The 23,763-nt window shown below is 49.5% G+C and carries 27 protein-coding genes; 16 read left to right on the top strand and 11 right to left on the bottom strand.

All coding sequences use genetic code 11. The annotated features are described in order from the left end of the window. The first annotated feature begins 53 nt into the window (after nucleotides 1-53). The 4 genes from H3L98_RS01955 (at nucleotide 54) to rpoC (ending at nucleotide 6,120) form a co-directional block, all read left to right on the top strand. Nucleotides 54-914: a DMT family transporter gene (locus H3L98_RS01955; protein WP_027022393.1), complete on the top strand. Its 861-nt coding sequence runs from the start codon at nucleotides 54-56 to the stop codon at nucleotides 912-914. A gap of 63 nt (nucleotides 915-977) precedes the next feature. Further along, nucleotides 978-1,514 carry a copper resistance protein NlpE gene (locus tag H3L98_RS01950; protein ID WP_051532121.1) on the top strand — a complete coding sequence of 179 codons (537 nt, stop codon included), beginning with the start codon at nucleotides 978-980 and terminating at the stop codon, nucleotides 1,512-1,514. A 3-nt stretch (nucleotides 1,515-1,517) separates the two neighbouring features. Then, a complete protein-coding gene (locus H3L98_RS01945; RefSeq protein WP_027022392.1) occupies nucleotides 1,518-1,841 on the top strand; it encodes a hypothetical protein in 324 nt (107 codons plus the stop codon). An 88-nt stretch (nucleotides 1,842-1,929) separates the two neighbouring features. Then, the gene (gene rpoC, locus H3L98_RS01940; protein WP_027022391.1) at nucleotides 1,930-6,120 is read left to right on the top strand and encodes a DNA-directed RNA polymerase subunit beta'; all 4,191 of its coding nucleotides are present in this window, start codon (nucleotides 1,930-1,932) and stop codon (nucleotides 6,118-6,120) included. Between the two features lie 81 nt (nucleotides 6,121-6,201). Here rpoC and H3L98_RS01935 read toward each other — a convergent pair whose 3' ends face one another. Continuing rightward, a complete protein-coding gene (locus H3L98_RS01935; protein ID WP_156932319.1) occupies nucleotides 6,202-6,429 on the bottom strand; it encodes a hypothetical protein in 228 nt (75 codons plus the stop codon). A 112-nt stretch (nucleotides 6,430-6,541) separates the two neighbouring features. Here H3L98_RS01935 and H3L98_RS01930 point away from each other — a divergent pair, with 112 nt between their 5' ends. Beyond that, nucleotides 6,542-6,784: a helix-turn-helix domain-containing protein gene (locus tag H3L98_RS01930; RefSeq protein ID WP_027022389.1), complete on the top strand. Its 243-nt coding sequence runs from the start codon at nucleotides 6,542-6,544 to the stop codon at nucleotides 6,782-6,784. Between the two features lie 42 nt (nucleotides 6,785-6,826). Here H3L98_RS01930 and H3L98_RS01925 read toward each other — a convergent pair whose 3' ends face one another. Then, entirely contained in the window at nucleotides 6,827-8,866 is a 2,040-nt protein-coding gene (locus H3L98_RS01925; RefSeq protein ID WP_051532120.1) for a site-specific recombinase, read from the bottom strand. A gap of 202 nt (nucleotides 8,867-9,068) precedes the next feature. Here H3L98_RS01925 and H3L98_RS01920 point away from each other — a divergent pair, with 202 nt between their 5' ends. After that, the gene (locus H3L98_RS01920) at nucleotides 9,069-9,722 is read left to right on the top strand and encodes a cell division ATP-binding protein FtsE (RefSeq protein WP_027022388.1); all 654 of its coding nucleotides are present in this window, start codon (nucleotides 9,069-9,071) and stop codon (nucleotides 9,720-9,722) included. After that, nucleotides 9,719-10,633, top strand: coding sequence for a permease-like cell division protein FtsX (gene ftsX / locus H3L98_RS01915; RefSeq protein ID WP_027022387.1), 915 nt, complete (start codon nucleotides 9,719-9,721; stop codon nucleotides 10,631-10,633). Before H3L98_RS01920 ends, ftsX begins: the two co-directional genes overlap by 4 nt. Before the next feature lie 56 nt (nucleotides 10,634-10,689). On the opposite strand, the gene H3L98_RS01910 is transcribed toward ftsX, so the two are convergent. After that, nucleotides 10,690-11,106 carry a hypothetical protein gene (locus H3L98_RS01910; protein WP_051532119.1) on the bottom strand — a complete coding sequence of 139 codons (417 nt, stop codon included), beginning with the start codon at nucleotides 11,104-11,106 and terminating at the stop codon, nucleotides 10,690-10,692. 276 nt (nucleotides 11,107-11,382) lie between these two features. On the opposite strand from H3L98_RS01910, the gene rpsL reads away from it, so the two are divergent. The 3 genes from rpsL to fusA all read left to right on the top strand — a co-directional run bounded on the left by rpsL (nucleotide 11,383) and on the right by fusA (nucleotide 14,462). After that, on the top strand, nucleotides 11,383-11,757 hold the full coding sequence (gene rpsL / locus H3L98_RS01905) for a 30S ribosomal protein S12 (protein WP_003792002.1): 375 nt from the start codon (nucleotides 11,383-11,385) through the stop codon (nucleotides 11,755-11,757). Nucleotides 11,758-11,864: 107 nt separating this feature from the next. Continuing rightward, nucleotides 11,865-12,338, top strand: coding sequence for a 30S ribosomal protein S7 (gene rpsG, locus H3L98_RS01900; RefSeq protein ID WP_027022386.1), 474 nt, complete (start codon nucleotides 11,865-11,867; stop codon nucleotides 12,336-12,338). Nucleotides 12,339-12,359: 21 nt separating this feature from the next. After that, nucleotides 12,360-14,462, top strand: a complete 2,103-nt coding sequence (gene fusA, locus H3L98_RS01895; protein ID WP_027022385.1) for an elongation factor G — start codon at nucleotides 12,360-12,362, stop codon at nucleotides 14,460-14,462. 123 nt (nucleotides 14,463-14,585) lie between these two features. Here fusA and H3L98_RS01890 read toward each other — a convergent pair whose 3' ends face one another. The 8 genes from H3L98_RS01890 to orn all read right to left on the bottom strand — a co-directional run bounded on the left by H3L98_RS01890 (nucleotide 14,586) and on the right by orn (nucleotide 20,515). Then, the gene (locus H3L98_RS01890) at nucleotides 14,586-15,185 is read right to left on the bottom strand and encodes a hypothetical protein (RefSeq protein ID WP_027022384.1); all 600 of its coding nucleotides are present in this window, start codon (nucleotides 15,183-15,185) and stop codon (nucleotides 14,586-14,588) included. A 112-nt stretch (nucleotides 15,186-15,297) separates the two neighbouring features. Beyond that, the gene (gene zupT / locus H3L98_RS01885) at nucleotides 15,298-16,107 is read right to left on the bottom strand and encodes a zinc transporter ZupT (RefSeq protein WP_027022383.1); all 810 of its coding nucleotides are present in this window, start codon (nucleotides 16,105-16,107) and stop codon (nucleotides 15,298-15,300) included. 85 nt (nucleotides 16,108-16,192) lie between these two features. Next, complete coding sequence (locus H3L98_RS01880; RefSeq protein WP_027022382.1) at nucleotides 16,193-17,530, bottom strand: sodium-dependent transporter; 1,338 nt, start codon at nucleotides 17,528-17,530, stop codon at nucleotides 16,193-16,195. 256 nt (nucleotides 17,531-17,786) lie between these two features. Beyond that, a complete protein-coding gene (gene rpsJ / locus H3L98_RS01875) occupies nucleotides 17,787-18,098 on the bottom strand; it encodes a 30S ribosomal protein S10 (protein ID WP_027022381.1) in 312 nt (103 codons plus the stop codon). A 12-nt stretch (nucleotides 18,099-18,110) separates the two neighbouring features. Beyond that, complete coding sequence (gene tuf / locus H3L98_RS01870; protein ID WP_182078444.1) at nucleotides 18,111-19,295, bottom strand: elongation factor Tu; 1,185 nt, start codon at nucleotides 19,293-19,295, stop codon at nucleotides 18,111-18,113. Nucleotides 19,296-19,487: 192 nt separating this feature from the next. Beyond that, entirely contained in the window at nucleotides 19,488-19,613 is a 126-nt protein-coding gene (gene ykgO / locus H3L98_RS01865) for a type B 50S ribosomal protein L36 (protein ID WP_027022379.1), read from the bottom strand. Between the two features lie 2 nt (nucleotides 19,614-19,615). Beyond that, entirely contained in the window at nucleotides 19,616-19,888 is a 273-nt protein-coding gene (locus tag H3L98_RS01860) for a type B 50S ribosomal protein L31 (RefSeq protein WP_027022378.1), read from the bottom strand. A gap of 78 nt (nucleotides 19,889-19,966) precedes the next feature. Then, a complete protein-coding gene (gene orn / locus H3L98_RS01855; RefSeq protein WP_027022377.1) occupies nucleotides 19,967-20,515 on the bottom strand; it encodes an oligoribonuclease in 549 nt (182 codons plus the stop codon). A 211-nt stretch (nucleotides 20,516-20,726) separates the two neighbouring features. On the opposite strand from orn, the gene rplC reads away from it, so the two are divergent. The 6 genes from rplC to rplV are packed head-to-tail and all read left to right on the top strand — an operon-like array spanning nucleotide 20,727 to nucleotide 23,762. Then, nucleotides 20,727-21,371, top strand: a complete 645-nt coding sequence (rplC, locus tag H3L98_RS01850; protein ID WP_027022376.1) for a 50S ribosomal protein L3 — start codon at nucleotides 20,727-20,729, stop codon at nucleotides 21,369-21,371. Continuing rightward, a complete protein-coding gene (rplD, locus tag H3L98_RS01845) occupies nucleotides 21,371-21,991 on the top strand; it encodes a 50S ribosomal protein L4 (protein ID WP_027022375.1) in 621 nt (206 codons plus the stop codon). The genes rplC and rplD overlap by 1 nt, the downstream gene beginning before the upstream one ends. After that, nucleotides 21,988-22,302: a 50S ribosomal protein L23 gene (gene rplW / locus H3L98_RS01840; RefSeq protein WP_027022374.1), complete on the top strand. Its 315-nt coding sequence runs from the start codon at nucleotides 21,988-21,990 to the stop codon at nucleotides 22,300-22,302. The genes rplD and rplW overlap by 4 nt, the downstream gene beginning before the upstream one ends. 2 nt (nucleotides 22,303-22,304) lie before the next feature. Beyond that, on the top strand, nucleotides 22,305-23,138 hold the full coding sequence (rplB, locus tag H3L98_RS01835; protein WP_027022373.1) for a 50S ribosomal protein L2: 834 nt from the start codon (nucleotides 22,305-22,307) through the stop codon (nucleotides 23,136-23,138). 5 nt (nucleotides 23,139-23,143) lie between these two features. Beyond that, nucleotides 23,144-23,422, top strand: coding sequence for a 30S ribosomal protein S19 (gene rpsS, locus H3L98_RS01830; RefSeq protein ID WP_002642293.1), 279 nt, complete (start codon nucleotides 23,144-23,146; stop codon nucleotides 23,420-23,422). A 10-nt stretch (nucleotides 23,423-23,432) separates the two neighbouring features. Beyond that, the gene (gene rplV, locus H3L98_RS01825; RefSeq protein WP_027022372.1) at nucleotides 23,433-23,762 is read left to right on the top strand and encodes a 50S ribosomal protein L22; all 330 of its coding nucleotides are present in this window, start codon (nucleotides 23,433-23,435) and stop codon (nucleotides 23,760-23,762) included. Nucleotide 23,763 lies beyond the last annotated feature (1 nt).

Here is a 23,763-nt window from a genome sequence, read left to right as displayed (position 1 = left end):
ACCCAACATCGCTGCTATGCCGTAATCACTGAAAAGGAATCCAAAATACCGTAATGCACTATTTACTACTTGCCGCCTTTTTATGGGGAACGTCTTTTATTGCAGGAAAAATCGCTTATCAAAGCGCCGAACCCGCGTTGGTGGTGCTGTTGCGACTGCTGTTGGCGGCGGTATTGCTGCTGCCGCTTACCCTGCGTTTTTTCAGGCAGCATCGTTTGGATAAGCAACAGTTTTTACAATTGGCAGGCTTGGGGGTTTTAACCTATCCGCTCACGTTTTTATTACAGTTTGAGGGCTTGAAACATACGTCTGCTGCCAGCGCGGCGGCGATGCTGGGTTTTGAACCTGTGATGGTGGTATTGGCAGGATATTTCTTTTTTAAAGAGAAAGTGAGTGCCAAAACATGGTTGTTGTCGCTGATGGCATTGTGCGGTGTGGTATTGGTGGCGGGCGTGTCGCAAAACGAGCAGATTTCTTTATTCGGCTGTTTGTTGGTGCTGGCTTCTACGGTGTTGGTGGCGTTTTGGTTGCGCTGGTCAAAAAGTGTCATGCAAAACATGGACACGCAAAGTTATACGGCGTTGTCTTTGCAGTTGGGGACTTTATTTGGCATGCCCTTGATGGCGGCTTTGGTGCAAGATTGGCAGATACGCTTTACATGGCAGGGCGTGGCGGCGTTGGTGTATTTGGGGATTGCTTGTAGTTTGGGTGCGGCTTGGTTGTGGAATAAAGGCTTGGTGCAAACAGGTGCGGCAACTAGCGGTATCTTTTTGGCATTAGAGCCTGTGTTTGGTGTGGTGCTGGCGATGGGTTTGTTGGGCGAACAATTGGATATGACGACTGCGTTGGGCATTGTATTGGTGGTGTTGGCGGCGGGTCTGTCTATGCTGCCTGAAAAGGCAAAATCTTCATAACGGCAGATTTTTAGGCTGCTTGAAATTATTTTTTAACTTACTTTTTTATTTAAAGGAAACAAAATGTTGAACATTAAAAAATTACTGGGTATTTCTGCATTGGCTGCTGTGTTGGCTGCTTGTGGCGGCGGTGAATCTGCTGCGCCCGCACCGTCTGTGCCTGAAGCTGCATCCGCTGCCGCTTCGCAAGTGTTGCCGAACGAACAGCCCGAAAGCGGATCAATGGCTTCAGGGCATTTTGAGGGCGACGGACACGACCACAGCCACGATAAAGACCACAGTGCCATGAATGCTTTGGATTGGGCGGGCAAATATGTGGGTCAATTGCCCTGTGGCGATTGCGACCATATTTTGGCTACTGTTGAGCTGAAACAAGACGGCACTTACCACTATATTGCCGATTATCAAGGCGGCAAACAGCCTTTGAAAGTAGAAAAACAGGGCAAATTTGAGTGGGAAGACAAGGGCAGTATTGTGGAGCTGGACTTGGACAATGAAGAAGATTTGCGCTTTTTTGTGGCGGAAGGACATTTGCAGCAGTTGGCAAAAGACCAAAACCAATACCAAAAAGACAGCCACTATAATTTGAAAAAGCAATAATTGATGTTGAAAAAATATCTGTTTGTGTTGTGTTTGGGTGTATCGCTGACAGCACAGGCGCAGCCGTCTGATGCGGAGCGCATTGCGGCTTTGGAACGCCAAGTGGCGCGTTTAACCGAGCAGGTAAACCTTTTGCTGGCAGAACGGGCGCAGTTTACGCCGCGTCAAAATACGGTGTATGTGTGCCGTTTAAAAGCGTTTACCGATACTTTCCGCAGTGAAAACAGCCATCGCGGACAGGCAAAGCTGGATGTGTTAAAACAATGCCGCACCAAACACAGTGAAATGTTTTGCAAAGCCGAACAAGTAAGCTGCGAAGCCTACTGATGTGCTTGGTCAAATAAGATTTTTGCGCCCTTGTGTCGCACACACGGGCGCGTGTACCCCATCACGGGCTTGACCCGAAGGAGCCATTATGAACTTGACAGACTTATTCAGCCCCCTGCAGCAGGCAGGGTCGGAAGAATTTGATGCCATTAAAATCGGCATTGCCTCGCCCGACACGATTCGTTCGTGGTCGTATGGCGAAGTGAAAAAACCCGAAACCATTAACTACCGCACCTTCAAGCCCGAGCGCGACGGCTTGTTTTGCGCCAAAATCTTCGGACCGGTAAAAGACTACGAATGTTTGTGTGGTAAATACAAACGCCTGAAATTTAAAGGTGTAACCTGCGAAAAATGCGGTGTGGAAGTGACACTGACCAAAGTGCGCCGCGAGCGCATGGGTCACTTGGAACTGGCTGCGCCTGTTGCCCATATTTGGTTTTTGAAATCGCTGCCTTCACGCTTGGGCATGGTATTGGACATGACCCTGCGCGATATTGAGCGCGTGCTGTATTTTGAAGCCTTTGTCGTTACCGACCCCGGTTTGACCACTTTGCAACGCCGCCAATTGTTGAGCGAAGAAGACTATTACGCCAAAATTGAAGAGTTTGGCGAAGAGTTTGACGCACACATGGGCGCGGAAGGCGTACGCGAGCTGTTGCGTACCATGGACATCGAGAAAGAAATCGAGATGTTGCGCCAAGAGCTGCAAAGCACGGGTTCGGACACCAAAATCAAAAAACTTGCCAAGCGTTTGAAAGTATTGGAAGCCTTCCAGCGTTCGGGTATGAAGCTGGAATGGATGATTATGGACGTGCTGCCCGTGCTGCCGCCTGATTTGCGTCCCCTCGTGCCTTTGGACGGCGGACGTTTTGCCACTTCCGATTTGAACGATTTGTACCGCCGCGTGATTAACCGTAACAACCGTTTAAAACGCCTGCTGGAACTGCGCGCGCCCGATATTATCGTGCGTAATGAAAAACGTATGTTGCAAGAAGCAGTGGATTCGCTGCTGGACAACGGTCGTCGCGGTAAGGCGATGACGGGTGCGAACAAACGTCCCTTAAAATCCCTGTCCGATATGATTAAGGGTAAAAGCGGTCGTTTCCGCCAAAACCTGCTGGGTAAACGGGTGGACTACTCTGGTCGTTCCGTGATTACCGTAGGTCCTTACCTGCGCCTGCATCAATGCGGTTTGCCGAAAAAAATGGCTCTGGAATTGTTCAAACCGTTTATTTTCCACAAGCTGGAACAGCGCGAGTTGGCAACCACCGTTAAAGCGGCGAAAAAATTGGTTGAGCAGGAAGTGGCGGAAGTTTGGGATATTTTGGAAGAAGTTATCCGCGAACACCCGATTTTGCTGAACCGTGCGCCTACCTTGCACCGTCTGGGTATTCAAGCGTTTGAGCCGATTTTGATTGAAGGTAAAGCCATTCAGCTGCACCCCTTGGTGTGTGCTGCGTTTAACGCCGACTTTGACGGCGACCAAATGGCAGTACACGTTCCCTTGAGCTTGGAAGCGCAAATGGAAGCGCGTACGCTGATGCTGGCGTCTAACAACGTGTTAGCCCCTGCCAACGGCGAGCCGATTATCGTACCGTCTCAAGACATCGTATTGGGTTTGTACTACATGACCCGCGAGCGCATCAACGGCAAGGGCGAAGGCACTTTGTTTGCCGATGTCAAAGAAGTGCACCGCGCCTACCACACCAAACAGGTGGAGTTAGGCAGCAAAATCACCGTGCGTCTGCGCGAATGGGTGAAAAACGAATCAGGCGAGTTTGAAGCGGTGTTGAACCGTTATGAAACCACGGTTGGTCGTGCGCTGCTGTCTGAAATCCTGCCTAAAGGTTTGCCGTTTGAATATGTAAACAAAGCACTGAAGAAAAAAGAAATCTCCAAGCTGATTAATGCTTCGTTCCGCTTGTGCGGTTTGCGCGATACCGTGATTTTTGCCGACCACCTGATGTACACGGGCTTTGCTTTGGCAGCCAAAGGCGGTATTTCCATTTGCGTGGACGATATGGAAGTGCCTAAAGAAAAACCCGCGCTGCTGGCTGCTGCCAATGCTGAAGTGAAAGAAATTGAAGAGCAATACCAAAAAGGCTTGGTAACCAACGGCGAGCGTTACAATAAAGTGGTGGATATTTGGGGCGCGGCAGGCGATAAAATCGCCAAAGCGATGATGGACAATCTGTCTAAAGAACCTGTGATTGACCGTGAAGGCAATGAAGTGTTCCAAGAATCGTTTAACTCTATCTACATGATGGCGGATTCGGGGGCGCGTGGTTCGGCAGCGCAGATTAAACAGCTTTCCGGTATGCGCGGTTTGATGGCGAAACCTGACGGCTCCATTATTGAAACGCCGATTACTGCCAACTTCCGTGAAGGTTTGACAGTATTGCAATACTTTATTGCGACACACGGTGCGCGTAAAGGTTTGGCGGATACCGCTTTGAAAACCGCGAACTCTGGTTACCTGACCCGCCGTTTGGTGGACGTGACCCAAGATTTGGTGGTGGTGGAAGACGATTGCGGTACCGATGAAGGCTTCTCCATGAAAGCCGTGGTACAAGGTGGCGATATTATCGAATCCTTGCGTGAGCGTATTTTGGGACGTGTGGCGGCTGCTGATGTGGTGGACCCGTCCAGCGGCGCGACTTTGGTAGAAGCAGGCACTTTGTTAGACGAGCGTTTGGTGGATTTGATTGATGCTTCAGGTGTCGATGAAGTAAAAGTACGCACCCCGATTACCTGTCAAACCCGTTACGGCTTGTGTGCCAAATGTTACGGGCGCGACTTGGCGCGTGGTAAATTGGTGAATTCGGGCGAAGCCGTGGGCGTGATTGCCGCGCAATCCATCGGCGAACCGGGTACACAGCTGACCATGCGTACCTTCCACATCGGTGGTGCGGCATCGCGTGCGGCGGCTGCCAGCCAAGTAGAAGCCAAATCCAACGGTACGGTGCGTTTCTCTAGCCAAATGCGTTACATCGCCAATCCCAAAGGCGAGCTGATTGTGATTACCCGTTCTGCCGAAATCGTGATTCACGACCAGATGGGACGTGAGCGCGAACGCCACAAAGTGCCTTACGGTGCGACTTTGAAAGTGTATGACGGCGAAGAATTGCAGGCAGGCGCACTGTTGGCGACTTGGGACCCGCATACCCACCCGATTATCACCGAATACGCAGGGCGTGTGGAATTTGAAAACGTAGAAGAAGGCGTAACCGTTACCAAGCAAACCGATGAAAACACAGGTTTGTCTACCTTGGTGGTGATTGACGGTAAACGTCGTGCTTCTTCATCTTCCACCAGCAAGCTGCTGCGCCCCACCGTGCGCCTGTTGGACGAAAACGGCGAATATGTGGTGATTCCCGGAACCAGCACGCCCGTATCGGTGGCGTTCCAAACGGGTGCAGTGATTGCCGTGCGTGAAGGTCAGGAAGTGGGCAAAGGCGTGGTGATTGCGCGTATGCCGCAGGCTTCTACCAAAACCCGCGATATTACGGGTGGTCTGCCGCGTGTGGCGGAACTGTTTGAGGCACGCATTCCCAAAGATGCGGGCATGCTGGCAGAAGTAACGGGTACAGTATCGTTCGGTAAGGAAACCAAGGGCAAACAACGCCTGATTATTACCGATTTGGACGGTGTTGCCACCGAAACGCTGGTGTCTAAAGAGAAACAGCTGCTGGTGCATGACGGTCAGGTGGTGAATAAGGGCGAAACCGTAGTTGATGGCGCGGTAGATCCGCATGATATTCTGCGTTTGCAAGGTATTGAAGCCTTGGCGCGTTATATTGTGCAGGAAGTTCAGGAAGTTTACCGCTTACAGGGCGTGAAGATTTCTGACAAGCACATTGAAGTGATTATCCGCCAGATGCTGCGCCGCGTAACCATTACCGACCCCGGTGATACAGGCTTTATTACGGGCGAACAGGTAGAGCGTGCCGAAGTGATGATTGCCAACGAACACGCCGAAGCCGAAGGCAAAGAGCCTGCGCGTTTTGAAAACGTGTTGTTGGGTATTACCAAAGCGTCTTTGTCTACCGACAGCTTTATTTCGGCGGCATCGTTCCAAGAAACCACACGCGTGTTGACCGAAGCGGCAATTATGGGCAAAAAAGACGATTTGCGCGGTTTGAAAGAAAACGTGATTGTGGGCCGTCTGATTCCTGCGGGTACGGGCTTGAGCTACCACCGCAGCCGCCGTGCCGCATGGCAGCAGCTGCAGCGTACGGCAGACACGTCCGATAGCGAAGCGGCAGAAGCTGCCGAATAAGTCTAAATGCTATTAAGCAACAGCCTGAAACGGTTTCTGTTTCAGGCTGTTTTGATTTTAAGGATTTAAAAAATCAGTATTTTATTGAAAATATAGGTTATTGTTGAGCTGATTATTGTCAGGATTGATATTTTGACGTTTTAAACTTCCTTCTTGAACCAGATTTTCACATTCTTGAAACATGGTTTGCTCATTGGTATTGCCGTGTTTTCGGTTGTAAATTTCAGCTAACTCAACGGGATTAACATAATTGGGCTGGGTTTGTGCGGCACTATTTGCCATCAGTAAAATGAAGTCTCTTACGTTCATGGTGTTTACTTCCTTTAAGTGAAAAAGATGTGGGTTAAATTCATACTATTGTATGAAGACATAATCATAACAGGCTGATGAAATTCATGCAAATGTATTCATTGGCTAGATTATGGAAACACTTACCCGTGCATTTGGTAAAGTCTTGCGTACAAGAAGAAAAAACCTGAAACTGACACAAGAACAGTTGGCATTTGAGGCGGATTTGCAGCGTGTGTATATCAGCTTGCTGGAATTAGGCAGGCAACAGCCATCATTGGTTACGGTGTTTAAACTGGCGGAAGGTTTGAATTGTTCGCCTGCCGTACTGATTGATGAAACAGAAAAAATGCTGCGGCAGTTTGAGAATACTTAAAACAACAGGCAGATGAAAAAATACATCTGCCTGTTTTGGGTTTTAGTGGGGCGTATGGTCGCTTTCTTTGCTTTCCTTGCCGTCTTTATTTTCTTTTACGGCAGCGGCGATGGCATCTTGGGGCAGTTGCCACGGGAAAAACAGACTCCACGGACGCTCTTTGGCAATTTGCCACACGCAGCGGAAAATGCGCCACCAGCTGTCAATGCGGGTTTCGCGCGAGCGTAGTGCCACCCACAGGGTAATGGAAAAGCTGACCCATAAATTGACACCGCCAATCAGCAGCACAAAAATCAGGTTTTTCAAAAATTCGCCCAAACCCGCCATGCCGCTGACGGAAGCATAACCGATATTGGCAGACGAAAACGCCACATGGCGGATATCCAAAGGCAAGCCGGTAACGTGTCCGACAAAGCCCGTCATCCCCAATAGCATACCGAAGCAGAGGTTGCCCATAATCGAGCCGTAGTGGTTATGCACATAATCGGCAAAACGGGCGCGGGTTTTTTCGGGCAGGGGGCTGAGCAGCGGATGATGGCGCAGGCGCATTCTTAAATTTAAGTAATCGCAGCGGTTGTCAAAAAAGCCCGAAATAATGCCCGAACAAAACAGCCACACACCCGCAATGGCGGCAAACCATAATGTTCCTGCCATCGGGTCAACGGCGTGAACCTGATAGGCAACTTGGGACGGGTCTAATAGCGGACTGAGGTTGGTCAGCCAATAGACACCGGCAATCACGGCAGCCAAACTGATGGCGGCAAACACGTTGCCAAACGCGGCGGCGGTTTGCGAACGCAGCACATCTACCAATAATTGCGCCAGCTTCATGTCCACGGCATGACCTTTATCGTTACGTTCTACTGCGGCGGCAAAACGTGATGCGGTCATGGCGGGCTGTTTGGTGGCAACGGTAAAGCCCAGCATATAAATCAGCGCAAAACCGATGCCGTAGTTTAAGCCTTCTGCTAAACTTAACCAAAATTGGTTTTGAATCACCATACCCAAGTGGATTTTAAACAGCGACATCAGCGCAATCACCACCCCGCCGCCCGCCGCCGAATAAAACATACTGCGGTATTCGGCGGTATTGCGGGTGATGTAGTGTTCGCCGTGGTCGCTGGAATTTTGGGTAATGCTGCGGGCAAGCATTTTAACGCTGCGTTTCCACAGCCACGACAGACTGTGTTGTTCAGCAGCGGCGCGTGCCAACGTGCCGGTCAGTGCCAAAACGCGGCGTGGGGCAATGGCAACGGGCGAGAAAACGTCCATCAGCATGGTCATGCGCCCAAGGGTTTGGTCAAGACGTTCCAACAGGTGTGCCACGCCCAAAGACGAACCTGCACCCGCCAAAGTGCCTTTTTTACGCAGGTTTTCTACCTGACGGCGGCATTGGTCAAGCATTACATACAAATGGCTGTCGTCAAACGGGGCATCGGCAAAACGGGCTTCTACCCAGCGTGCTACTTCCCGTTCCAATGCCACAAAGGGCGAATCGCGGTCCAGCAGCTTGGGGTCTAGGCGGATTAAGTCGGGTTCCAATTCTTCGGCTGCCACCCAAATCGCCAGCATTTCCACCGCATATAAACCTTCCTGACGCATATAGCGGCGGGCGGTTTCGCGGTTTTGTTCGGGCGTGTGGCGGCGCAACAGGTTGAGCAACACCAGCCATTCGCGCATCGGCACGGCTTCCAGCCACTCTACATCGCGTTCTTCTTTAAAAAGTTGCGAGAAAATATCGCGCAAATCGGAAAGGTCTTTGTAGGCGGGATTGAACTTTTCGTACCAACGCCCCATCAGTTCGCGGGCAAAGCCTTCGCGGGAAAAAATACCCGCACTGATAAACAGCGGATACAGGCGCAAATGGCACAGCCAACGGCTGAGTAAAACGGCGGTTTTGCCGCATAATTCGGCATCGGCTTCCAGTGTGCGGCGCAGCAGGCGCACGCGTTCGGCTGCGTGTTTGGCTTTGCCGTGGCGCAGCCAGCGGGTAAGGGCAAGCAGCAGTCCGAAAGGGGCGTTGTTTTCCACGCGTTCGCTAATCAGGGCGTGCAGGGTTTGTTCGTTCAAATGCTTGGGCATCTGGGCTCAATTCGGGTTGGAAAATCGGACGGAAATTATAGCATGGTGTTTTTTTCGCGTAACACAAGACGGGCTTTTACGGCGGCTTTTGCTTTTGCGGCGGTAAAATCGCGTATAATCGTAGCATTTGCAGGGGCAGTGTCTGCCGTGATATTGCCCTGTTTACCCCATACGAGTATTTTTACCACAGGCGCCAATATTTATGATACGTTTTGAATCGGTTTCCAAAATTTATCCGGGCGGATTTCGGGCTTTGAACAATGTCAGTTTCACCATCGAAAAAGGCGAAATGATTTTTGTTGCCGGCCATTCGGGCGCAGGCAAATCCACCATTCTCAAACTGATTGCGGGCATCACCAAGCCCACCACTGGCAAAGTATTCATCAACCAAAACGATTTGGGTTCGTTGTCTGACAACGAGCTGGGCTATCTGCGCCAGCACGTCGGCATTGTGTTTCAAGACCATAAGATCCTGTTTGACCGCAATGTGCTGCAAAATGTGCTGCTGCCCTTACGCATTATCGGTTACGACCGCAAAAACGCCGAACGCCGTGCGCGTATGGCGATTGAAAAAGTCGGTTTGGGCGGGCGCGAGCTGGCAGACCCCATGAGCTTATCAGGCGGCGAACAGCAGCGTTTGTGCATTGCCCGTGCCGTGGTACACCAGCCCAGCCTGCTGATTGCTGACGAACCGTCTGCCAACCTAGACCGTGCCTATGCTTTAGACATTATGGAACTGTTTAAAACATTTCACGAAGTCGGCACCACCGTGATTGTGGCGGCACACGACGAAACACTGATGCAAAATTACGGACATCGGATTTTGCGTTTTCAGGAAGGCAGGTTTTCAGCATGATTCAATACTTTTCCCACCACGCCGAAAGCGCACGCCGCGCCGCAGGCTATTTTCTCAAACAGCCCTTTGCTACCTTACTGATTTTGGCGATGCTGTCGATTGCCATGGCACTGCCGCTTACCCTGTATTTGGGCGTACAAAGCAGTCAAAACGTACTCGACAAACTCAGCGAAGTGCCACAAATTACCCTGTATTTTGAACAAGGCGCACAGCAAAACGACATTGAAGCCGTGCGTAAATTATTGTCAGACAACAAACAAGTTAAAGACTTTAAATTTGTTGGCAAAGAACAGGGCTTGGACGAATTAAAAGAAGCCATGGGCACACAAGATGCCGTTTCCATGCTCGATGAAAACCCCTTGCCCGATGTATTTGTGGTTACCCCCGACAATGCCAATCCCCAATCCGTGTTGGCAGTGCAACAGGCATTGGCGCAGTATCCGATGGTAGAACAAGCGCAAATGGACCAAGAGTGGATGCAGACACTTTACCAAATCAATGATTTGGTAAAAAAAGCCTTTTGGTTTTTGGCAGCTACATTAAGTGTGGCGTATGTGCTGGTGGCACACAATACCATCCGTTTGCAAATCCTCAGCCACAAAGAAGAAATTGAAATCACCAAATTATTGGGTGCGCCGTCTTCATTTGTGCGCCGTCCGTTTCTGTATCAGGCAGTATGGCAAAGTGTGGTATCGGTGGTATTAAGTCTGGTGTTGAGCGCGTGGGTGTTGCACGTGGCGCGTCCTTTGGTCAATCAGATTTTTCAGCCTTACGGCATTACTTTGCAATGGCGCAGCTTTTTGCCGTGGGAAATCGCGGCGGTGTTTGGCGGCGTGTGCCTGTTGGGGATTGTGGGGGCGTGGATGGCTTCTACCCAGCATTTGTTGGGCTTTAAGGCACGACGCAACTAAATCAGCATAAACAAAGCGCAACCTGATAAAAGGTTGCGCTTTTTTGTTTGTGTGGTTTAGCGGTAAATCTGCATGGCGAACAATGCGCCGTCAGACAAACGGCAACTGCCCCTTCCCGAATAGGCAGACACCATTTCGTAGCGGCAGGCAATATAGCGTCCGCTAATGGATGAGGCTTCGGCTTGTCCGTAACGCGCTGTGCCAATGCGTGTGGCACCACCTTGAAACAGTTCGTTACGCAAACCGACACGGAACAGGCTTTGTCCGTTTTGGGTGGTGATGATGTGTCCTTGTCCGCTGCTGTAATAGCGTTGGGAAACGGGATTGGCAGGGGTAATTTTGACGTTGAGCGACAGTAGCGGCGCACCTGCGGGCGGGGTAAGCACTGCAGGCGGCGGCGCGGGCAAATGGCAGGCACTTAATGCGGTACACAAAGTCAATGCGGCGACACCGCGCAAAACCGTTTTCATCATGGTGCGATTCCTTATTGTTAGTAGTGGAACGGGAAAGGCGGCGCTGCACTTGGGGCGCAGTCCGTAGTCAAATTATACCGCTGCGGCAAAGGCTTTGCCATATACGTCCTGTGGGGTAAAAAACGGGTATTTTGAACAGCCCGTGCGCTGTAAATGCCGCAAAACCCTGCCTTTCACACGCAAAACATTGACCAATGGCAGAAAAAACAAATATAATAGAAAGCTTGTCGGCATGGTGCTGACAAAATATTTTCACTCAACAGGACAAAGTAAAATATGCCAACGATTAACCAATTGGTACGCAAGGGTCGTCAAAAACCCGTGTACGTCAATAAAGTACCCGCACTGGAAGCCTGCCCGCAAAAACGCGGCGTATGCACCCGCGTGTACACCACCACTCCGAAAAAACCGAACTCTGCCTTGCGTAAAGTCTGCAAAGTACGTTTGACTAACGGCTTTGAAGTGATTTCATACATCGGCGGTGAAGGTCACAACCTGCAAGAACACAGCGTGGTACTGATTCGCGGCGGTCGTGTAAAAGACTTGCCGGGTGTACGTTACCACACCGTTCGCGGTTCTTTGGATACCGCAGGCGTGAAAGACCGCAAACAAGCACGTTCTAAATACGGTGCAAAACGCCCGAAAAAATAATCCATTGACACGGCATCGCCGACTGCCCGAAAACACAGTCGGAGTAAGTGAATGCCCCATTGGGTATTCATGGGATTGCCCCCAACTGAAGACACTAAGGAATTAACATGCCAAGACGTAGAGAAGTCCCCAAGCGCGACGTACTGCCCGATCCGAAATTCGGCAGCGTAGAACTGACCAAGTTCATGAACGTACTGATGATTGACGGCAAAAAAGCCGTTGCCGAACGCATCGTGTACGGCGCATTGGAACACATTGCCAAAAAAGTACAAGGCAAAGAAGCAATTGAAGTTTTCAACGAAGCCATTGCCAACGCCAAACCCGTAGTTGAAGTGAAAAGCCGCCGTGTGGGTGGTGCCAACTACCAAGTTCCTGTTGAGGTACGCGCTTCACGCCGTTTGGCGCTGGCGATGCGCTGGGTGCGCGACGCTGCCCGCAAACGTGGCGAAAAATCCATGGATTTGCGTTTGGCAGGCGAGCTGATTGATGCTTCCGAAGGCCGCGGCGGCGCGTTGAAAAAACGCGAAGAAGTACACCGCATGGCGGAAGCCAACAAAGCCTTCTCACATTTCCGTTTCTAATTTTTTGGAAAGGCTTAAAAAATGGCTCGCAAAACCCCGATTAACCTGTACCGCAATATCGGTATTTCCGCCCATATTGACGCAGGTAAAACCACCACCACCGAACGTATCCTGTTTTATACCGGTCTGACTCACAAGCTGGGCGAAGTGCACGACGGTGCCGCCACCACCGACTACATGGAACAGGAACAAGAACGCGGTATTACCATTACTTCCGCCGCCGTAACTTCCTACTGGAAAGGTATGGCGGGTCAGTTCCCCGAACACCGCTTCAACATCATCGACACCCCCGGACACGTGGACTTTACCGTAGAGGTAGAGCGTTCTATGCGCGTTTTGGACGGTGCGGTAATGGTTTACTGCGCAGTAGGCGGCGTACAGCCCCAGTCTGAAACCGTATGGCGTCAGGCAAACAAATACAAAGTGCCGCGTTTGGCGTTTGTAAATAAAATGGACCGTCAAGGTGCCAATTTCTTCCGCGTGGTTGAGCAAATGCGTACCCGTTTGCGCGCGAACCCCGTTCCCGTGGTGATTCCTGTGGGCGCGGAAGACGGCTTTGAAGGCGTGGTTGACCTGCTGAAAATGAAAGCGATTATTTGGAATGAAGCCGACAAAGGTACCACCTTTGAATACGGCGACATCCCCGCTGATTTGGTGGCCACTGCCGAAGAATGGCGTCAAAACATGATTGAAGCCGCTGCCGAAGCCAACGAAGAGCTGATGGACAAATATTTGGGCGGCGAAGAGCTGTCTGAAGACGAAATCATCTCTGCTTTGCGCCAACGTACTTTGGACGGCGAAATTCAACCGATGTTGTGCGGTTCTGCCTTTAAGAACAAGGGTGTACAACGTATGTTGGACGCGGTGGTAGAGTTCCTGCCCGCCCCGACCGACATTCCGCCCGTACAAGGCGAAACTCCTGATGGCGAAAAACAAAGCCGTCAGGCAGACGACAACGAGAAATTCTCGGCTTTGGCGTTCAAAATGTTGAACGACAAATACGTTGGTCAGCTGACCTTTATCCGCGTGTATTCAGGCGTGGTGAAATCAGGCGACAGCGTGATTAACTCCGTTAAAGGCACGCGCGAGCGTATTGGTCGTTTGGTACAAATGACTGCCGCCGACCGTACCGAAATTGAAGAAGTACGCGCAGGCGACATCGCTGCCGCCATCGGCTTGAAAGACGTAACCACAGGCGAAACCCTGTGCGCCGAAGACAGCCCGATTATCTTGGAACGCATGGAATTCCCCGAGCCCGTGATTCACGTTGCCGTTGAGCCGAAAACCAAAGCCGACCAAGAGAAAATGGGTATTGCCCTGAACCGCTTGGCAAAAGAAGACCCCTCTTTCCGCGTGCGTACCGATGAAGAATCCGGTCAAACCATTATTTCCGGTATGGGCGAATTGCACTTGGAAATTATTGTGGACCGTATGAAACGCGAATTTGGCGTAGAAGCCAATGTGGGAGCACCGCAGGTAGCCTACCGCGAAACCATCCGCAAAGAAGTGGAATCCGAAGCCAAACACGTTAAACAGTCTGGTGGTAAAGGTCAGTACGGTCATGTGGTCATCAAAATGGAACCTATGGAACCGGGCGGCGCAGGCTACGAGTTTATTGACGAGATTAAAGGCGGTGTGATTCCGCGCGAATTTATCCCGTCTTGTGACAAAGGTATCCGCGACACCCTGCCTAACGGTATCGTTGCCGGCTACCCCGTAGTAGACGTGCGTGTACGCCTGATTTTCGGTTCTTACCACGATGTGGACTCTTCGCAAATCGCGTTTGAGTTGGCTGCTTCCATGGCATTTAAAGAAGGCATGAAGAAAGCCAGCCCCGTATTGCTGGAGCCGATTATGGCGGTAGAAGTGGAAACCCCCGAAGAGTATATGGGCGATGTGATGGGCGACTTGAACCGTCGCCGCGGCATCGTGCTGGGTATGGACGATGACGGCATCGGCGGCAAAAAAGTCCGCGCCGAAGTGCCTTTGGCAGAAATGTTCGGTTACTCAACCGATTTGCGTTCTGCTACCCAAGGTCGCGCTACCTACTCTATGGAGTTTGCCAAATACGCTGAAGCACCGTCTCACGTTGCTGAAAAAGTAGTTGCTGACCGCAAAGGTTAATGGCTGCTGATTGAAACAGGCTGCCTGAAATGTTTTTCAGGCAGCCGCGAATAGAAAATACCGTTTGGGTTTGTGCCTAAACGGTATTTTTTAGTAATGTTGGGTTATAGATAATAGATATGCCTAATCTGAGCTGCTACTGTTTGATTTTTTATGTATATGAAACCTAATTCCCAAAATAGAGAATAGCATTCCCAATCCACTTAATATTATTGACCAATTCTTAATTAACTCATTCAAGGATTTACCTTTTCCAACGACATCCTTATCAGGGAGAGTGTAAACTCTATTTTCATTTGCATTGACTTGCTTAAAGCTACCGTTCAAAAAAGTAATATATAGGGAAGCTTTTCTATTCTTTCTTAAGCTTATACGCCGTTCTAAAACAAATATTTTTACATTAGAACCAATAAACTGATGACCTTTAAGATTGGGATCACATATATCGGTTTCATAAAATTTGCATACATCTGAACTATATAATTCACCATTATATTCAACAGTCAATGCCCCGCCAACGAATCTAGGTGCATCGAGATGTCTGGTATAAACCAAACCATCTGGTAGGGCTATCTCCTGTTCAACCACTTCTACCGTTAAATAAATGGGTAATGTCACAAAAAATATCAGTGACAAAGACAGAATTAATATCATTACATAAAAATCTATAGGCTTTCGATTAAAAATTGTTTTTTCAATATTTTTTAGAAAATTTAAAAGCATAATAAATACATAGCAAGTAAGTTGTATGAAGTTATGTTATTCACAATATAATACAAACCCAAGAATTCACAATTTTATTTGAACCATTGGGTTTGTTATATATTGAATCGGCTTAAAAATTAAATAATACCAAACTTAATGCCATTACCGACATACCGATACACAATCCATATACGGTTTCATGCCCTGTGGCATAGCGTTTGGCAGCAGGCAACAGCTCATCCAGCGCCAAAAACACCATTACCCCTGCAATGACACCAAATACGGCACCAAATACGGTGGGCGATAAAAACGGCTGTAATACGGCATAACCCAGCAATGCACCCAAAGGCTCTGCCAAACCCGATGCCAAACACGCTAAAATCGTCAGTCCTTTTTTGCGTGTGGCAAAATATACGGGTGCAGCAATGGAAATGCCTTCGGGAATATTGTGAATGGCAATCGCCAACGCTAAGGGCAAGCCTACAGTGGGGCTGTCGAGCGTGGCAAAAAAGGTTGCCAAGCCTTCAGGGAAATTGTGTGCGGTAATCGCCAATGCTGCTAAAATCCCCACACGCGCCACGGCATGACGGTTTTTTTCCTGAAACATGGGGTCGTTGGGATCAAGAGTTTCGTGGGGATTGGGGACGAGGTAGTCAATCAGCACGGTAAGCAGCAAACCGCCTAAAAACGCGAATGTGGCATACGCCATGCCCATTTTTTCGCCTGATACTTCGGCGAAGGCTTCGCTGGATTTGGTAAAAATCTCGGTAAGCGACACATAAACCATTGCCCCGCCTGCAAATGCCAAACCAAATGCCAAAATGCGCGGGTTGGGCGTTTTGGAAAAAAACACCAATGCACTGCCTAATACGGTTGCCAAACCTGCGGCAACCGTGATGCCGAATGCAACCAAAACGTTGTAGCTAAAAAAAGCATCCATTTATCCATACCTGTAAAACCTGATAAAATGTAAGGTTATCATATTTTCTCAGGCATAGGCAAATGATAATGGGAATCAAACGCGATTATTTGCTTAAGGTATGCCAAAACACCAGTAAAATGGCAACAGGTGCGAGCCAGCGCAATGCCAAATACCACAATCCAATCAGTTTGTCAGAAATATTGCTGCCTTCGCGCATGTGTGCCAATACGGTTTCGCGCGGTTGCGCCCAGCCGACAAATGCGGCGGTGGCGAGTGCGCCCAAGGGCATAATCCACGAGGTAATCAGGTAATCCCATAAATCAAATACAGTTTTACCCATAATTTTCCATTCGCCCAATACGCCAAACGATAAGGCAGACGGAATGCCTACCAATAAAATCACTGCGCCTGTGCTGATGGTGATGCTGCGGCGTTTGGCTTCGTTGCCGCGAATCAGGGCAGCGACCACGGTTTCCAGCATGGCAAAGGCTGATGTGAGCGTGGCAAAGGCAATCAATACCATAAACAGGGCAAACAATGCCGTACCGAAAGGGATTTTTTGAAAAACTTCGGGTAAAACGATAAAAATCAATCCCGGACCTGCATCGGGTTTCATACCAAAGGCAAATACGGCAGGAAAAATTACCAAACCCGCCAGCAGCGAAACCAGCATATTCAGCCACATCACGCTGTTTGCCGAGCGGAATAAATCTTGGTTTTTATCCAGATAAGCGGCGTAAGTGAGCATGGCAGACACACCCAAACTAAGCGCGAAAAAGGCTTGTCCCAAGGCAGTGAGCAGGGTTTCTCCGCCGATTTTGCTAAAATCGGGCGCAAGCAGAAAAGATACGCCTGCCATTGCCCCTGGCAAGGTGAGCGAGCGCACTGCCAATACCAAAAACATTAAGAACAATAAGGGCATCAGGTAACGGCTGGCGCGTTCAATGCCTTGTGAAATACCGTTTTGCACCACAGCTACGGTAATCAGCATAAACAGCATTTGCCAAAAGATTGCCGACCACGGATTAGAAATGGTGCTGCCGAATAATGCGCCAAAATCTGTTCCCGCGCCCACTGCGCCGCTAAAGGCGTGCCACACATAGGCAAGCACCCAACCGCCTACCACGCTGTAAAACGACAGCAGCAGAAAACAGGCAAGTACGCCTGCGATGCCTACGGCTTTCCATGCGGGGGTCTTGGGGGCGAGTTCGCCGAATGCGTCTAGGGCGTTGCGTTGGGATTTACGCCCAACATAAAATTCCGCCAATAACACAGGCAAACCAATCAGCAGGGTAAACACCAAAAAAATCAAAAAGAAAACCGCACCGCCGTTGTTGCCTGCTGTGTAAGGAAATTTCCAAATCGCGCCCAAACCGATTGCCGAGCCTGCCGCCGACAAAATAAAACCGATTTTGGACGACCAATGCGCTTGAGCCGCCATAAATTTTCTCCAAAAGGGCGGATTATAAATTATTGTTGCGCTAATATTGTTTCTGCGAGAGTGAAATGGATTTTTTCAGGAATAAAAGGTAGAAAATGGCAGATTTATGTCTATGTGAACCATAAGCGGGCTGGATATAGAGAATTGGCGCACGGGCAAAATAAGATAGCTAGGCAATCAGCAATAAAATTCCATACATCAAAAATCCCCTTAAACCATAAGATTTAAGGGGATGGTGCTTTAATTAAGCCAATGATTATTGAACTTTAATTTCCACATCTACACCAGCGGGCAAATCCAGCTTCATCAGCGCATCGGTGGTTTTGTCGGTCCAATCCACAATGTCCATCAGGCGCAAGTGGGTACGGATTTCCAACTGTTCGCGTGAAGTTTTGTTTACGTGCGGCGAACGCAGGATGTTGAAACGCTCGATTTTAGTCGGCAAAGGAATCGGACCTTTTACCACTGCGCCGGTGCGCTTGGCGGTTTCCACGATTTCTTGTGCAGATTTGTCAATCAGGCTGTAGTCGTAGGCTTTCAGGCGGATACGGATTTTTTGGTTAGCCATGTCGTCCTATCCTTATGCAATAACTGAAGAAACCACGCCTGCACCGACGGTACGACCGCCTTCGCGAATCGCGAAACGCAAGCCTTCTTCCATGGCGATGGGGGCAATCAGTTCTACGGTAATGGCAACGTTTTCACCCGGCATTACCATTTCTACGCCTTCTTCCAAAGTAACCGCGCCGGTTACGTCAGTGGTACGGAAGTAGAATTGCGGACGGTAGTTGGCGAAGAACGGGGTATGACGACCACCTTCTTCTTTGCTCAAAACGTACACTTCGGCTTTGAACTTGGTGTGCGGGGTAATGGAACCGGGTTTGGCCAATACTTGACCGCGTTCTACGTCTTCACGTTTGGTACCGCGCAGCAGCACGCCTACGTTGTCGCCTGCCTGACCTTCGTCCAGCAGTTTGCGGAACATTTCCACACCGGTACAAGTGGTTTTTTGGGTGTCTTTCAAACCGACGATTTCAATCTCTTCGCCTACTTTGATAATGCCGCGCTCTACACGACCAGTCACCACGGTACCGCGACCAGAGATGGAGAATACGTCTTCAATCGGCAGCAGGAAAGGTTTGTCCACAGCACGCTCAGGCGTGGGGATGTAGCTGTCCAAAGCGGCAGCCAGTTCAAAGATTTTTTCTTTGTAAGCGGCATCGCCTTCCAAGGCTTTTAGGGCAGAACCTTGAACGATGGGCACATCGTCGCCGGGGAAGTCGTAGCTAGACAACAGGTCACGGATTTCCATTTCCACCAATTCCAGCAGCTCGGCATCGTCCACCATATCGCATTTGTTCATAAATACGATGATGTAGGGTACACCTACCTGACGCGCCAACAGGATGTGTTCGCGGGTTTGCGGCATGGGACCGTCAGCAGCGGAACATACCAAAATCGCGCCGTCCATTTGGGCAGCACCGGTAATCATGTTTTTCACATAGTCGGCGTGACCGGGGCAGTCAACGTGGGCGTAGTGACGACCTTCGGTTTCGTATTCAACGTGGGCGGTGTTAATGGTAATACCGCGGGCTTTTTCTTCGGGGGCGTTGTCGATTTGGTCGTATGCGCGCGCCTGACCGCCGAATTTTTCGGCCAAGATGGTGGTCAGTGCGGCGGTGAGGGTGGTTTTACCATGGTCAACGTGACCGATGGTGCCAACGTTTACGTGCGGTTTGCTACGTTCAAACTTTTCTTTAGCCATGAGGCAATTCCTTCAATAAAAGAGCGAATGATAAAGAACAAAAAACAAGGCATCAGATGCCTTATCGCAAAAATACGGGCAGAAAGGGTATCCGCCCGCAACAAATAAATATCCGAGTATTTTACGGTTTTAGCTGCACAAAAGCAAGCAGGCAGGCAAATATTTTGCCTGCTGCCGATGTAAACTGCCGTTTTAACGCTGACGTGCCTTAAAGCGCGGATTGGATTTACAAATCACATACACCTTACCTTTGCGGCGCACCACTTGGCAATCGCGGTGGCGTTGTTTGGCAGCTTTTAAAGAAGACAATACTTGCATAATTATTTTCCTTTTTTCAATGCGCTCATCATACCCGCATAGCGTTGGTTAAACTGGCTGGCACGACCTTCTTTATTGTGTTCGCGCTGTTTGCCGGTATAAACGGGGTGGGATGCCGATGAAGTATCCAACATAAATACAGGATATTCCTCGCCGTCCGTCCACTTCATGGTGCGGTTGGTGGGCGCACACGAGCGAATCAGCCAGCCTGTTTCGGCGCTGCTGTCGTAAAACAAAACGGTGCGGTAATTTTCAGGGTGAATGCCTGCCTTCATAATCGCGATTCCTTTCCAAATTTAAGGGGTGTTGTTATGTTATAACACTGTGAAAAATTTGGCAAGGGACGAGTGGCGTCAGGCAGGCAGTTTTAAAAAATGTTCGCGGTAATATTTTAATTCTTCAATACTTTCCAAAATATCATCTAAAGCCTTGTGCGAACCTTTTTTCGTTACCCCGCGATAAACTTCGGGATGCCAGCGTTTTGCCAATTCTTTTAAAGTGGAAACATCTAAATTTCGGTAATGGAAATAGGCTTCCAACTCAGGCATGTGGCGTACCATAAAACGGCGGTCCTGATGAATGGTGTTACCGCACATGGGCGTACTGTTTTTCGGCAACCATTGTTCCATAAAGGCAATCAGTTCGCGCTCTACCTGTGCTTCGTTAAACGCAGATTGGCGCACACGTTCCACCAAACCTGTGCGGGTGTGGGTGTCGGTACACCATTTGTCCATCGCGTTTAAAATTTCATCGCTTTGGTGAACGGCATATACGGGCGATTGCGCCAATACGTTTAAGTTGCTGTCGGTAATAATCATGGCGATTTCAATGATTTTGTCGGTGTCGGGGTTTAAACCCGTCATTTCCATATCCAGCCAGCACAGATTATGGGGGGATTTCATGCGGTTTCCTTAAAAAAAAATAATAAAGGGGCAATTAATTATAGTGGAAGGCGCTGCAGCAAAACCACAGACAAACGTTGTGTTCAAAAATTTCCTTGAAACCCTTGCAAAAACTGTGCTATAGTGTCGGGCTTGGCATTGCGCCAAGTGTTTATTTTTGCCACAGGTCAGCCAATCGTAGCTGACCCCTTTGTTATACAAGGAAAAAATCATGACTTTAGGTCTGGTTGGACGCAAAGTGGGCATGACCCGCGTGTTTACGGATCAGGGTGCTTCCATCCCCGTAACCGTGCTGGAATTGTCTGCCAACCGCGTTACCCAAATCAAATCCGAAGCCACTGACGGTTATAACGCTGTTCAAGTGACTTTCGGTCAGAAAAAGGCAAACCGTGTAAATCAAGCCGAAGCTGGACACTTTGCGAAAGCAGGTGTGGAAGCAGGTCGTGGTTTGCATGAATTTGCGGTTTCTGCAGAAAAAGCCGCCGAACTCAAAGCGGGCGACGAAGTAACCGTTGCCATTTTTGAAGCAGGTCAGTTGGTGGATGTAACCGGCACTTCTAAAGGTAAAGGTTTCTCCGGTACCATCAAGCGCCACAACTTTGGCGCACAGCGCACTTCTCACGGTAACTCGCGTTCGCACCGCGTGCCGGGTTCTATCGGTATGGCGCAAGACCCCGGTCGCGTATTCCCCGGTAAACGCATGGCAGGACAATACGGTAATACCAAGTCCACCGTGCAAAATCTGGAAATCGTGCGTGTTGATACCGAACGCAATTTGCTGTTGGTAAAAGGTGCTGTTCCCGGTGCTGTAAACAGCAATGTGATTGTCCGTCATGCTGTGAAAGTAGGTGCGTAATGGAATTGAAATTGATTGATGCGAAGGGTCAGGTAGCCGGCAGCGTAAACGCTTCCGATGTCCTGTTCGCCCGCGAATACAACGAAGCCTTGGTGCACCAGCTGGTTACTGCCTATTTGGCAAATGCCCGTTCCGGCAACCGCGCTCAAAAAACCCGTGCGGAAGTAAAACACTCCACTAAAAAACCGTGGCGTCAAAAAGGTACAGGTCGTGCGCGTTCTGGTATGACTTCTTCTCCGCTGTGGCGTAAAGGTGGACGTGCGTTCCCGAACAAACCCGATGAAAACTTCAGCCATAAAGTAAATCGTAAAATGTACCGTGCCGGTATGGCGGCGATTTTGTCGCAACTGGTGCGCGATGAGCGTTTGTTTGTGATTGAAGATTTGTCTGCTGCTACACCCAAAACCAAAGAGTTTGCTGAACAGGTAAAAAATTTGGGTATGGAAAATGTACTGTTTGTTACCAAGCAGTTAGATGAAAACGTATACCTGTCTTCACGCAACCTGCCCAATGTATTGGTGCTGGAAGCCACGCAAGCCGACCCTTACAGCCTGCTGCGTTACAAAAAAGTCGTGCTGACTAAAGACGCGGTGGCACAATTGGAGGAACAATGGGTATGAACCAACAACGCCTGATGAAAGTAATTTTGGCTCCTATTGTTTCTGAAAAGAGCAATCTGCTGGCTGAAAAACGTAACCAAATGGCTTTCAAAGTGTTGCCCGATGCAACCAAGCCCGAAATCAAAGCGGCTGTGGAACTGCTGTTTGGTGTGGAAGTAGCTGCTGTTACCACCACCACCACCAAAGGCAAAACCAAGCGTTTCGGTCGTACTTTGGGTCGCCGCAGCGATGTGAAAAAAGCCTATGTCAGCTTGGCTGCCGGTCAGGAGCTGGATTTGGAAGCCGCAGCTGCTACTGCGGATAAGGAGTAAGCATGGCTATCGTAAAAATGAAACCGACTTCCGCCGGCCGTCGCGGCATGGTGCGTGTCGTTACCGAAGGTCTGCACAAGGGTGCGCCCTACGCGCCGCTGTTGGAAAAGAAAAATTCTACTGCTGGTCGCAACAACAATGGTCATATTACCACCCGTCATAAAGGCGGTGGTCATAAGCACCATTACCGTGTGATTGATTTCAAACGCAATAAAGACGGTATTCCCGCCAAAGTAGAGCGTATTGAATACGACCCCAACCGTACCGCACACATCGCTTTGCTGTGCTATGCTGACGGCGAACGCCGCTACATTATTGCCCCGCGCGGTATTAAAGCAGGTGCGGTGCTGGTTTCTGGCTCAGAAGCAGCGATTAAAGCAGGTAACACTTTGCCTATCCGCAATATCCCTGTGGGTACCACCATTCACTGTATTGAAATGAAACCCGGTAAAGGCGCACAAATCGCCCGTTCTGCCGGTGCTTCTGCAGTGTTGTTGGCAAAAGAAGGCTCTTATGCACAAGTTCGTCTGCGTTCTGGCGAGGTGCGTCGTATCCATGTAAATTGCCGTGCTACTGTCGGCGAAGTGGGTAACGAAGAGCAAAGCCTGAAAAAAATCGGTAAAGCGGGTGCCAATCGTTGGCGCGGTATTCGCCCGACTGTTCGAGGTGTGGTAATGAACCCTGTAGACCACCCGCACGGTGGTGGTGAAGGTCGTACTGGTGAGGCTCGCGAACCTGTTAGCCCATGGGGTACACCGTCTAAAGGTTACCGTACACGCAACAACAAACGTACGGATAATATGATTGTCCGCCGCCGTTATTCAAATAAAGGTTAATTGATATGGCTCGTTCACTGAAAAAAGGTCCATACGTAGACCTGCATTTGTTGAAAAAGGTTGATGCGGCTCGTGCGACCAATGACAAACGTCCGATTAAAACTTGGTCTCGCCGTTCTACCATTCTGCCCGATTTTATCGGCTTAACCATCGCTGTACACAACGGTCGCACCCATGTGCCCGTATTCATTAGCGACAACATGGTTGGTCACAAATTGGGCGAGTTCTCATTGACCCGTACCTTTAAAGGCCACTTGGCTGATAAAAAGGCTAAGAAAAAATAAGGGATAAAACATGAGAGTATCTGCATCGCATAAAAATGCCCGTATCTCTGCACAAAAAGCCCGTTTGGTTGCAGATTTGATTCGTGGCAAAGACGTTGCCCAAGCATTGAATATTTTGGCATTCAGCCCCAAAAAAGGTGCTGAATTGATTAAAAAAGTACTGGAGTCTGCTATTGCCAACGCAGAACACAACGAAGGTGCTGATATTGATGAGCTGAAAGTCGTTACCATTTATGTGGATAAAGCCGCATCGTTGAAACGCTTTCAAGCCCGTGCCAAAGGTCGTGGCAACCGTATTGAAAAACAAACTTGTCATATCAATGTGACGGTAGGCAACTAAG

Source organism: Conchiformibius steedae (assembly GCF_014054725.1).
GTDB classification, from domain to species: domain Bacteria; phylum Pseudomonadota; class Gammaproteobacteria; order Burkholderiales; family Neisseriaceae; genus Conchiformibius; species Conchiformibius steedae.
Note: the sequence above shows the minus strand (reverse complement) of the source record. Positions and strands in the feature narration are given on the sequence as shown.